The sequence below is a fragment of the Pseudomonas sp. R3-57 genome (genome assembly GCF_051132065.1).
Classification (GTDB): Bacteria; Pseudomonadota; Gammaproteobacteria; order Pseudomonadales; family Pseudomonadaceae; genus Aquipseudomonas.
This window is the reverse complement of sequence record NZ_CP071655.1, coordinates 639,569-651,209: the sequence shown is the minus strand read 5'-3', so window position 1 is coordinate 651,209 and position 11,641 is coordinate 639,569. Positions and strand designations below refer to the sequence as shown.

Genomic DNA, 11,641 nt, shown 5'->3' with positions numbered 1-11,641 from the left:
AACTTGAAGCTCCCCGGAGGGGCCTATGAGCTATGTGATCGACCGACGCCTCAATGGCAAGAACAAGAGCACGGTGAACCGTCAGCGTTTCCTGCGGCGTTACCGTGACCACATCAAGAAGGCCGTCGAAGAGGCGGTCAGCCGGCGCTCCATCACTGATATGGAACACGGCGAACAGATCAGCATTCCCGGTCGCGACATCGACGAACCGGTGCTTCACCATGGCCGCGGCGGCAAACAGACCGTGGTTCATCCCGGCAACAAGGAATTCACCGCCGGCGAACACATCGCCCGTCCACCGGGCGGCGGTGGCGGACGCGGTCCGGGCAAGGCCGGTAACTCCGGCGAGGGCATGGACGAGTTTGTCTTTCAGATCACCCAGGAAGAGTTCCTCGAATTCATGTTCGAAGACCTCGAACTGCCGAACCTGGTCAAGCGCAACCTCAGTGGCACCGACACCTTCAAAACCGTGCGCGCCGGGATCAGCAACGAAGGCAACCCGTCACGGATCAATATCATCCGCACCCTGCGTTCGGCACACGCACGGCGCATCGCCCTGTCCGGCAGCAGCCGCGCGAAGCTGCGCGAGGTCAAGGCAGAGCTGGAACGACTGAGACGCGAAGAACCGGACAACTTCGGCGATATTCAGGAACTGGAGGCAGAAATCGAAAAACTCAGCGCGCGCATCCATCGCGTGCCGTTTCTCGATACCTTCGACTTGAAATACAACTTGCTGATCAAACAGCCAAATCCCAGCTCGAAAGCCGTGATGTTCTGCCTGATGGACGTTTCCGGTTCGATGACCCAGGCGACCAAGGACATCGCCAAGCGCTTCTTCATCCTTTTGTACCTGTTCCTCAAGCGCAACTACGACAAAATCGACGTGGTGTTCATCCGCCATCACACCAGCGCCCGGGAAGTCGATGAGGAAGAGTTCTTCTACTCGCGGGAAACCGGGGGCACTATCGTTTCCAGCGCGTTGAAATTGATGCAGGAGATCATGGCTGAGCGTTATCCGAGCAACGAGTGGAACATCTATGCCGCTCAGGCCTCCGACGGCGACAACTGGAACGATGACTCGCCGATCTGCCGCGACATCCTGATCAACCAGATCATGCCGTTTGTGCAGTACTACACTTACGTGGAGATTACCCCGCGCGAACATCAGGCCTTATGGTACGAATACGAACGCATTGCCGAAGCCTTTTCTGACACGTTTGCCCAGCAGCAGCTGGTCTCGGCCGGAGATATCTATCCGGTCTTCCGTGAACTCTTCCAGCGCAGGTTAGTGACATGACCGCCAAAGAGCAGAAGCGCCAACCCATTTCCACCGGCTCGGAATGGACGTTCGAGCTGATCCAGACCTACGACCGCGAAATCGCTCGTATTGCGGCCCGCTATGCGCTGGATACCTATCCCAACCAGATCGAAGTAATCACCGCCGAACAGATGATGGACGCCTATGCTTCGGTGGGCATGCCGCTGGGTTATCACCACTGGTCCTACGGCAAGCACTTCCTCAGCACCGAGAAATCCTACAGCCGCGGGCAAATGGGCCTGGCCTACGAGATTGTGATCAACTCCGATCCGTGCATTGCCTACCTGATGGAAGAGAACACCATCTGCATGCAGGCATTGGTAGTGGCGCACGCTTGCTATGGTCACAACAGTTTCTTCAAGGGCAACTACCTGTTCCGCACCTGGACCGACGCCAGTTCGATCATCGATTACCTGGTGTTTGCCAAGCAGTACATCATGCAATGCGAGGAGCGCCACGGCATCGATGCGGTGGAAGACCTGCTCGATTCCTGCCATGCATTGATGAATTATGGGGTTGACCGTTACAAGCGTCCCTATCCGATTTCTGCCGAAGAAGAGCGGCGCCGGCAGAAGGATCGCGAAGAGCACATGCAGAAGCAGATCAACGATCTGTGGCGCACCATTCCCAAAGGCGCGGACAAGTACAGCGACAAGGACAACGCACGCTTCCCGGCCGAGCCGCAGGAAAACATCCTCTACTTCATTGAGAAGCACGCGCCGCTGCTGGAGCCTTGGCAGCGCGAGATCGTGCGGATTGTGCGCAAGATCGCCCAGTATTTTTATCCACAGCGTCAGACCCAAGTGATGAACGAAGGCTGGGCCACGTTCTGGCATTACACGTTGATGAACGACCTGTACGACGAAGGGCTGGTCACCGACGGTTTCATGATGGAGTTCCTCACCTCGCATACCAGCGTGGTATTCCAGCCGGGTTTCGACAGCCCCTACTACAGCGGCATCAACCCGTACGCACTGGGTTTTGCCATGTATCGCGACATTCGCCGCATGTGTGAAGAGCCTACCGAAGAGGATCGGCGCTGGTTCCCGGAAATTGCCGGTACCGATTGGCTGTCGACCATCAAGTTCGCCATGAGCAGCTTCAAGGATGAGAGTTTCATCCTGCAGTACCTGTCGCCGAAGGTGATTCGCGACCTGAAACTGTTCAGCATTCTCGACGATGACCAGAAAGACGATCTGCTGGTGCCAGCCATTCACGACGAAAGCGGCTATCGGATCATCCGTGAAACTCTGGCTGCGCAGTACAACCTCGGCAATCGTGAGCCGAACGTGCAGATCTACAGCATTGATCGACGCGGCGACCGTTCGCTGACCCTGCGCCATCAGCAGCATGACCGCAAACCGCTGGGCGACTCCACTGACGAGGTGCTCAAGCACCTGCATCGACTTTGGGGTTTCGACATTCACCTGGAAACCCTGCAAGGCGATCAGATCATGAAAACCCATCACGTTCCGCCACGTAGCGAACACAGTGAAGGGGATTACGGTCGACTTGATCTGGCCGTGATTCATCTTTGAGCCGGTTCGGCCTCCGAAAGTCTGACGCAAGGGTTATCCTGTCGGGCTAACGGAGGCTTTTTATGCAGGTTTACAAGGTTGGCGGCGCGGTGCGCGATCGCCTGTTGGGGTTGCCGGTCACCGATATCGACCGGGTCGTGGTCGGCGCAACGACCGAAGAGATGCTCGCCCAGGGATTTCGCCCGGTTGGTGCCGACTTTCCAGTGTTTTTGCACCCGAAAACCGGCGAGGAATACGCCCTCGCCCGTACGGAACGCAAGAGTGGCCGCGGTTATGGCGGCTTCACGTTTTACGCCAGCCCCGAAGTCACCCTTGAAGAAGACCTGATCCGCCGCGACCTGACCATCAATGCCATGGCCGAAGACGATCAGCACAATCTGACCGATCCGTATCACGGCCAGCGCGACCTGGAAGCGCGAATCCTGCGCCACGTTTCCCCGGCATTCGCCGAAGATCCTCTGCGGGTATTGCGCGTTGCCCGTTTCGCTGCGCGTTATACCGGCCTCGGCTTTACCGTTGCGCCAGAAACCCTGGAGCTGATGCGCCAGCTCAGCGACTCCGGTGAACTGCAGGCATTGACCGCTGAACGCAGCTGGAAGGAAATCTCCCGGGCCTTGATGGAAGATCAGCCACAAGTGTTCATTCAGGTGCTGCGTGATTGCGGCGCGCTGGAGGTGCTGATGCCGGAAGTCGACGCGCTGTTCGGCGTGCCGCAACCGGAAGCACACCACCCGGAGATTGACACCGGCCTGCACACCCTCAGCGTGCTGCAACAGGCGGCGCTGCATAATCAACCGCTAACGGTACGCTGGGCTTGCCTGCTGCACGATCTCGGCAAAGGACTGACGCCGCAAACGGAGTGGCCACGGCACATTGCCCATGAGCACACCGGATTGAAGCTGATCAAAGCGGTCAACGAACGCTTCAAGGCGCCGAAGGATTGCCAGGAATTGGCGCTGCTGGTCGGCCAGTACCACACCCATGGTCACCGGGCGCTGGAGTTGAAGGCTTCGACACTGCTGGAGTTGCTGCAGAGTTTCGACGTGTATCGCCGCCCGCAGCGTTTCGAAGAGTTTATTGCTGCCTGTGAAATGGACGCTCGTGGACGCAAAGGCCTGGAGCAGCGGAGTTATCCACAGGCGGATTATCTGCGCGGAGCCGCAACTGCAGCGCGCGGGGTGGCGGTGCAGCCATTGCTGGAACAGGGTTTCAAGGGGCCGGCGCTAGGCGAGGCACTGAAACGCGAACGGCTTAAAGCTCTGAAGGCTTACAAAGAAGCGGCGTCAGGATAAAGCTTCGTCGGATCGCCGCCCGGAGCAGGCTCGCTCCACAGGAGACCTCAATCCAATGTGGGAGCGAGCCTGCTCGCGAAGGCGCCTTTGATATCAACGCAAATGCGCAGGCGTGAGCTGCTCCCCGCGCCATTCGAATGCAACCGGTGCCAATACCTGATCTATCTGCGCCTCGGCCCATAACGTCGCAAAGCTTTTTCCCACACCGGGATGCACCCGATCCGGCGCAATCAGCGACAACGGCCACAGCACAAAGGCATTTTTCAGAATTTCCGCCCGTGGCAACACCAGACCGTCGAAATTGCCGGCCAGATCGCCGTACAACAGCACGTCGATATCCAGCGGCAAGCCTTTGCGATCCGGAGCGTAGCGGCCGTTGTCCGCCTCGATGAATTTCAATCGCCGATCCAGCTCTATCAGCGGCAAGTCAGTCTGCGCCGACACCACGAAATTGAAAAACGGACCGCTCTTGATGCCCACCGGCTGGCTTTCGAACACCGCCGAACAGCGGATATCCACCAGAAACATCGCCAAAGCGTCGAGCCCGGCGCGCAAATGAGTTTCCCGGTCGATATTGCTACCGAGCCCGAGGTAGACCTGAGTCAGCGACATCCGCGCTCGATCTCCACACCCACGCCGCCCTTGGCCGCCGGCACCGCGCCGGGCTTGGTCAGTTTCAGGCGCACCCAAGTGATGTTGAATTCGCTCATCAGCACTTCGACCAGACGCTCGGCGAAGGTCTCGACCAGTTGAAACTGCGCCCGCTCGGCAAACGCCTGAATGCGCGCGGAAACGCTGGCATAGTCGAGCGCCAGGGTCAGGTCGTCACCAGCGGCGGCCGGGCGGTTGTCCCAGGCGAAGCTCAGATCAAGTCGCAGGCACTGGCGGATGCCGCGCTCCCAGTCATAGGCACCGATGACGGTGTCGACTTCCAGGCCCTCGATAAACACTCTGTCCAAGCACTTCTCTCCGCTGCACGACAAGGGCGCAATGCGCCGTTAGAATCAGGGCGTCCTCGCCCGGAATAGTTAGCATGTTTTGGTTACTGGCGATTCTCGCCTACCTGCTCGGCTCGCTGTCCTTCGCCATTTTGCTCAGCCGCCTGACCGGAAATCCGGATCCGCGAATGAGTGGCTCGGGCAATGCCGGCGCCACCAACATGCTGCGCCTGGCCGGTCGCAAACTGGCGATCCTGACCCTGCTGGGTGATCTGTGCAAAGGCCTGCTGCCGGTACTGATCGCAGCGGCTGTGGGCCTGTCGGTGCAGGATCAGGCGTGGATCGGCGTTTGCGCCGTAATCGGTCACCTGTTCCCGCTGTATTTCCGCTTCCGTGGAGGCAAGGGCGTCGCCACCGCTGCCGGCATGCTGCTGGGCCTGTATCCGCCCGCCGCGTTGCTGGCCGTTTGCGCCTGGCTGCTGACGTTCTACCTGACCCGTACCAGCTCGTTGGCGGCGCTGATTGCCACGCCACTGACCCTGCCGCTACTGGCCTGGCAGGAACCGGCCGCGCTGCTGCCGATGAGCGCACTGACAGTGCTGATCGTCTGGCGCCACCGCGGCAATCTACGCGACCTGTTTGCCGGGCGCGAACGGCATTTCTAAATAACCCCGCCGACTGCAAGCATCACAACGCCGACAACTGCTCCATCGGCCAGCGCGCCTGCACGCTGATCGCCAGCGTTTCCTGCTGGCCGGCCTTCAAGCGCTGGCAGCCGGCAAAGGCGATCATTGCGCCATTGTCGGTGCAGAACTCGGGGCGGGCATAAAACACCTCGCCTTGCATGTCGCCGAGCATCTTCTCCAGGGAAACCCGCAAAGCCTTGTTGGCACTGACGCCGCCCGCGATCACCAGACGCTTCATGCCCGCCTGTTTCAGCGCGCGCTTGCACTTGATGGTCAAAGTCTCCACCACGGCCTGCTGGAACGCCAGCGCAATGTCGCTGCGGACTTGCTCGCCGTCGTCCCCGGCGCTGACGCATTGCTGCCAGGTGTTGAGGGCAAAGGTCTTGAGGCCGCTGAAGCTGAAATCCAGACCCGGGCGATCACACATCGGACGCGGGAAAGTGAAACGTCCTGCAGTGCCCTTCTCAGCCAACTTGGCGATTTCCGGACCGCCGGGATAATTGAGGCCCATCATTTTCGCGGTTTTGTCGAACGCTTCGCCGGCGGCATCGTCGAGCGTCTCGCCGAGCAGGCTGTATTGGCCGATGCCATCGACCTGAACCAATTGCGTATGCCCGCCCGACACCAACAAAGCGACGAACGGGAATTGCGGCGGTTTCGGCTCCAGCATCGGCGCCAGCAGATGGCCTTCCATGTGGTGCACACCGAGCGCCGGAATGCCCCAGGCAAACGCCAGCGCCTGAGCGCAGGACGCACCGACCAGAAGCGCGCCAACCAGGCCGGGACCGGCGGTATAGGCGATCGCATCGATCTCGGTGGGCACGCAGTCGGCCTCGGCCAACACCTGACGGATCAAGGGCAGCATGCGTTTGACGTGGTCACGCGAGGCCAGCTCGGGCACTACTCCGCCGTAAGCGCGGTGCAGGTCGATCTGGCTGAACAGCGCGTCGGCCAGCAGACCGCGTTCACTGTCATATAAGGCGACGCCGGTTTCGTCGCAGGAGGTTTCTAATCCCAGTACTAGCATGGGTTTGCGCCTTGTTTAGGCTGAATTCGAAGGCGCGCATAATAGTCGCCGCGGGATGCCCCGACCAGCGGTTTTCGATCAGAGGCTTTGCATTCCGAGCGATGAGGGGTTAACATCCGCAACCCTTAAAAACCGACGTCTTCAAGTGCTCTTTTGCCGCGAGGATGTTGACCCCGGTAATGAATGAAGGTAGCTCTGGATGCCAGCCGTCAAAGTAAAAGAGAACGAACCCTTCGACGTAGCTCTGCGTCGTTTCAAGCGCTCCTGCGAAAAAGCCGGTGTACTGGCTGAAGTTCGTAGCCGCGAATTTTACGAGAAGCCAACTTCTGAGCGTAAGCGCAAGGCAGCAGCTGCTGTTAAACGCCACGCCAAGAAAGTTCAGCGCGAACAGCGCCGCGCCGTTCGTCTGTACTAATACACAGACGTTCGTAGCAAGCTTCTTGCCTAAGCCCGGCTCACTGCCGGGCTAATGGCATTTGCGTAAAACGCTTGATGCTTCACCGTCGACGCCGCAGATGCGACCGAGACAAATCCGCCTCACCGCGTCAGGCCTGGCTTTTTTGCCAGCGGTGCACGTCTTTTCTGACGAGCCTTTCAAGGCTACTGACGAGCACACCCACTGATTCCTCTTACGACGATCAGCCCAAGGCACCTCATGCGTGCCCGCTTTATTGAGCTATCCGAGGCCCTTTACCGGCCGTCAGCGGACTCAGCGCAACACTTTCAAATAGTCGAAGACTGATAGGTACTAACGTCAGTGGATTTTCGGCAGATACACTTCCCGACAGCGATCATGCAGACGACACCGGTCGAGCCGCACATTTTGCGCGCTTCCAACATAGACCCGCGTTCGACAGCCTGTCGCAACGGACTTTTTGCAGCGCAGACGACGAGAACGCCATGGCCGGGCTGATACCCCAGAGCTTCATTGACGACCTGCTGAACCGCACCGACATCGTCGACGTGGTCAGCTCGCGCGTGCAATTGAAGAAGGCCGGCAAGAACTACACCGCCTGCTGCCCGTTCCACAAAGAGAAAACACCGTCTTTCAGCGTCAGCCCCGACAAGCAGTTCTACTATTGCTTCGGCTGTGGCGCCGGCGGCAATGCCCTCGGCTTCCTCATGGATCACGACAACCTGGATTTCCCCCAGGCCGTCGAAGATCTGGCCAAAGCCGCCGGCATGGAAATACCCCGCGAAGAAAGCGGCCGCGAGCGCAAACCCCGGCAACCGACCGATTCGCCGCTGTACCCGCTACTGACCGCAGCCGCCGATTTTTATCGGCAGGCGCTCAAGAGCCATCCCGCGCGTAAAGCGGCGGTCGATTACCTCAAGGGCCGCGGACTGACCGGCGAGATCGCCCGTGATTTCGGCCTCGGCTTTGCACCGCCTGGCTGGGACAACCTGTTCAAGCATTTGAGCAGCGATACCCTGCAACAGAAAGCCATGATCGACGCCGGCCTGCTGATCGAGAATGCCGAAACCGGCAAACGCTATGACCGCTTCCGCGATCGGGTGATGTTCCCGATCCGCGACACCCGCGGCCGGATCATCGCATTCGGCGGCCGCGTGCTGGGTGACGACAAGCCCAAGTACCTGAACTCCCCAGAAACCCCGGTGTTCCATAAAGGCCAGGAACTCTACGGCCTGTATGAAGCCCGCAAGAACAATCGCAACCTCGACGAGATTATCGTCGTCGAAGGCTACATGGACGTCATCGCCCTCGCCCAACAGGGCTTGCGCAATGCCGTCGCGACGCTGGGCACCGCCACCAGCGAAGAACATTTGAAGCGGCTTTTTCGTGTCGTGCCGAACGTGCTGTTCTGCTTCGACGGCGATCAGGCTGGCCGCAACGCCGCGTGGCGGGCGCTGGAAGCCACCTTGCCCTGCCTGCAGGACGGGCGGCGTGCGCGTTTCCTGTTTCTGCCCGAAGGCGAAGACCCGGACACCCTGGTCCGCGCCGAGGGCACCGATGCCTTCAAGGCGCGGATCAATCAGCATGCGCAGCCGCTGGCCGATTATTTCTTCCAGCAACTGACCGAAGAAGCCGACCCACGCTCGCTTGAAGGCAAGGCGCATATGGCCACCCTTGCCGCGCCGCTGATCGATAAAGTACCGGGTGCGAATTTGCGTATTTTGATGCGTCAGCGCCTGAGCGAAATCACCGGCCTGAGCAGCGAAACCGTCAGCCAGCTCGCGCAGAGCGCGCCGCAGGAAGCGCCACCGGCGTACGACCCCGGTATCGATTACGACGCCATGCCAGACTACGGCGACTACCATCAGCCGCAGGCACAGGACATGTATGTGCCGCAGCAGGAGTGGACGCCCAAGAAACCCGGCGCCGGCGGCAAGAAGTGGGACAAGAAGCCCTGGGACAAGAACGGCAAGCGTGGCGGCGATCGTGATCAGCAGCGTCCGCGCACGCCGATCGGTGTCGAGTCGCCGACCCTGACCGCCCTGCGCACACTGCTTCATCACCCGCAATTGGCCAAGCGCGTCGAAGACGCCGGGCATATTGCCGACGAAAATCAGACCAATGCCCAGTTACTTGTGGCACTGCTCGAAGCCGTACAGAAGAATCCCCAGCTAAACTCATTTCAGTTGATCGCGCGATGGCACGGCACTGAACAGGGACGCTTGCTCAAGGCACTGGCAGAAAAGGAGTGGCTGATTGACGGAGAAAACCTTGAACAACAGTTTTTCGACACCATTACTAGCTTGTCAGCCCGCCAACGCGAGCGAAATCTCGAACAGTTACTCAGGAAAGCGCGGCAAAGCGAACTGAGCGTCGAAGAGAAAAATCAACTGCGCGACCTTTTAAGTCGCAATGTTTCCGCATCAAACCCGACCTCAACTGGCGCGTGAGGTCATAGCTCAGGTATAATCCTCGGCTTGTTTTTTGCCCGCCAAGACCTTCAGTGGATAGGGTGTTATGTCCGGAAAAGCGCAACAGCAGTCTCGTATTATTGAGTTGATCAAACTGGGTCGTGAGCAGAAGTATCTGACTTACGCCGAGGTCAACGACCACCTGCCCGAGGATATTTCAGATCCGGAGCAGGTGGAAGACATCATCCGCATGATCAACGACATGGGGATCCCCGTACACGAGAGTGCTCCGGATGCGGACGCCCTTATGTTGGCCGACGCCGATACCGACGAGGCCGCTGCGGAAGAAGCAGCCGCTGCGTTGGCAGCAGTGGAGACCGATATCGGTCGCACCACTGACCCTGTGCGCATGTATATGCGTGAAATGGGTACGGTAGAGCTTCTGACTCGTGAAGGCGAAATCGAAATCGCCAAGCGGATCGAAGAAGGCATTCGTGAAGTGATGAGCGCTATCGCGCACTTCCCTGGCACGGTTGACCACATTCTCTCCGAGTACACGCGTGTCACCACCGAAGGTGGTCGCCTGTCCGACGTTCTGAGCGGTTACATCGACCCGGACGACGGCATTGCGCCGCCAGCGGCAGAAGTGCCGCCGCCGGTTGACCCGAAAGCCGTCAAGGCCGACGACGATACCGACGACGATGATGCCGAAGCTTCCGATGACGAAGAAGAAGCCGAAAGCGGTCCGGATCCGGTCATCGCTGCGCAGCGCTTTGGCGCCGTCGCCGACCAGATGGAAGTCACCCGCAAGGCCCTGAAAAAGCACGGTCGCAACAACAAGGCAGCGATTGCCGAGTTGCTCGCACTGGCCGAGCTGTTCATGCCGATCAAACTGGTGCCGAAGCAATTCGAAGGCCTGGTCGAGCGTGTTCGCAGCGCCCTGGATCGTCTGCGTCAGCAAGAGCGCGCGATCATGCAACTGTGCGTACGTGATGCACGTATGCCGCGCGCCGATTTTCTGCGTCAGTTCCCGGGCAACGAAGTCGACGAAAGCTGGTCCGACGCCCTGGCCAAAGGCAAGAGCAAGTACGCCGAAGCCATCGGTCGCGTACAGCCGGACATCATTCGTTGCCAGCAGAAGCTGATCGCGCTGGAAACCGAAACCGGTCTGACCATCGCGGAAATCAAGGATATCAACCGTCGCATGTCGATCGGTGAGGCCAAGGCCCGCCGCGCGAAGAAAGAGATGGTTGAAGCCAACCTGCGTCTGGTGATCTCGATCGCCAAGAAGTACACCAACCGCGGCCTGCAATTCCTCGATCTGATCCAGGAAGGCAACATCGGCCTGATGAAAGCGGTGGACAAGTTCGAATACCGTCGTGGTTACAAGTTCTCGACTTATGCCACCTGGTGGATCCGTCAGGCGATCACTCGCTCGATCGCCGACCAGGCCCGCACCATCCGTATTCCGGTGCACATGATCGAGACGATCAACAAGCTCAACCGCATTTCCCGGCAGATGTTGCAGGAAATGGGTCGTGAACCGACCCCGGAAGAGCTGGGCGAACGCATGGAAATGCCTGAGGACAAGATCCGCAAGGTATTGAAGATCGCTAAAGAGCCGATCTCCATGGAAACCCCGATCGGTGATGACGAAGACTCCCATCTGGGCGACTTCATCGAAGACTCGACCATGCAGTCGCCAATCGATGTTGCCACCGTTGAGAGCCTGAAAGAAGCGACTCGCGAAGTACTGTCCGGCCTCACTGCCCGTGAAGCCAAGGTCCTGCGCATGCGTTTCGGTATCGACATGAACACCGACCACACGCTCGAAGAGGTGGGCAAACAGTTTGACGTAACGCGTGAGCGGATCCGTCAGATCGAAGCCAAGGCGCTGCGCAAGTTGCGCCACCCGACGCGAAGCGAGCATCTGCGCTCCTTCCTCGACGAGTGATACCAGAACCCCCGGCCCAGGCCGGGGGTTTTGTTTATATGGCAGATTAAATTCTTCGCACC

The 11,641-nt window shown here is 59.3% G+C and carries 10 protein-coding genes; 7 read left to right on the top strand and 3 right to left on the bottom strand.

Going from position 1 to position 11,641, the window contains the following annotated elements:
* Nucleotides 1-25 precede the first annotated feature (25 nt).
* From J3P93_RS02955 to J3P93_RS02945, 3 genes are all read left to right on the top strand, one after another.
* Nucleotides 26-1,297 (top strand): YeaH/YhbH family protein, encoded by a 1,272-nt coding sequence (locus J3P93_RS02955; protein WP_090286856.1) that lies wholly within the window; start codon nt 26-28, stop codon nt 1,295-1,297.
* On the top strand, nt 1,294-2,856 hold the full coding sequence (locus J3P93_RS02950) for a SpoVR family protein (RefSeq protein ID WP_208939529.1): 1,563 nt from the start codon (nt 1,294-1,296) through the stop codon (nt 2,854-2,856). Before J3P93_RS02955 ends, J3P93_RS02950 begins: the two co-directional genes overlap by 4 nt.
* A 62-nt stretch (nt 2,857-2,918) precedes the next feature.
* On the top strand, nt 2,919-4,148 hold the full coding sequence (locus J3P93_RS02945; protein WP_434595019.1) for a multifunctional CCA addition/repair protein: 1,230 nt from the start codon (nt 2,919-2,921) through the stop codon (nt 4,146-4,148).
* A 93-nt stretch (nt 4,149-4,241) separates the two neighbouring features.
* Here the strand turns inward: J3P93_RS02945 and folK are convergent, their stop codons facing one another.
* Together folK and folB are read right to left on the bottom strand one after the other, a co-directional pair.
* Nucleotides 4,242-4,760 (bottom strand): 2-amino-4-hydroxy-6-hydroxymethyldihydropteridine diphosphokinase, encoded by a 519-nt coding sequence (gene folK / locus J3P93_RS02940; protein WP_434595018.1) that lies wholly within the window; start codon nt 4,758-4,760, stop codon nt 4,242-4,244.
* Nucleotides 4,751-5,107 carry a dihydroneopterin aldolase gene (folB, locus tag J3P93_RS02935; RefSeq protein ID WP_434595017.1) on the bottom strand — a complete coding sequence of 119 codons (357 nt, stop codon included), beginning with the start codon at nt 5,105-5,107 and terminating at the stop codon, nt 4,751-4,753. Before folB ends, folK begins: the two co-directional genes overlap by 10 nt.
* Nucleotides 5,108-5,181: 74 nt before the next feature.
* Between folB and plsY the strand changes: the two genes are divergently transcribed.
* Nucleotides 5,182-5,751, top strand: coding sequence for a glycerol-3-phosphate 1-O-acyltransferase PlsY (plsY, locus tag J3P93_RS02930; RefSeq protein WP_434595014.1), 570 nt, complete (start codon nt 5,182-5,184; stop codon nt 5,749-5,751).
* Between the two features lie 22 nt (nt 5,752-5,773).
* Here plsY and tsaD read toward each other — a convergent pair whose 3' ends face one another.
* Complete coding sequence (gene tsaD / locus J3P93_RS02925) at nt 5,774-6,799, bottom strand: tRNA (adenosine(37)-N6)-threonylcarbamoyltransferase complex transferase subunit TsaD (protein ID WP_434595012.1); 1,026 nt, start codon at nt 6,797-6,799, stop codon at nt 5,774-5,776.
* A 199-nt stretch (nt 6,800-6,998) separates the two neighbouring features.
* Between tsaD and rpsU the strand changes: the two genes are divergently transcribed.
* The 3 genes from rpsU to rpoD all read left to right on the top strand — a co-directional run bounded on the left by rpsU (nt 6,999) and on the right by rpoD (nt 11,579).
* Complete coding sequence (gene rpsU / locus J3P93_RS02920) at nt 6,999-7,214, top strand: 30S ribosomal protein S21 (RefSeq protein ID WP_002551877.1); 216 nt, start codon at nt 6,999-7,001, stop codon at nt 7,212-7,214.
* Between the two features lie 485 nt (nt 7,215-7,699).
* Complete coding sequence (gene dnaG / locus J3P93_RS02915) at nt 7,700-9,664, top strand: DNA primase (RefSeq protein ID WP_090286869.1); 1,965 nt, start codon at nt 7,700-7,702, stop codon at nt 9,662-9,664.
* Between the two features lie 67 nt (nt 9,665-9,731).
* Nucleotides 9,732-11,579: an RNA polymerase sigma factor RpoD gene (gene rpoD, locus J3P93_RS02910; RefSeq protein WP_090286871.1), complete on the top strand. Its 1,848-nt coding sequence runs from the start codon at nt 9,732-9,734 to the stop codon at nt 11,577-11,579.
* Nucleotides 11,580-11,641: the final 62 nt, after the last annotated feature.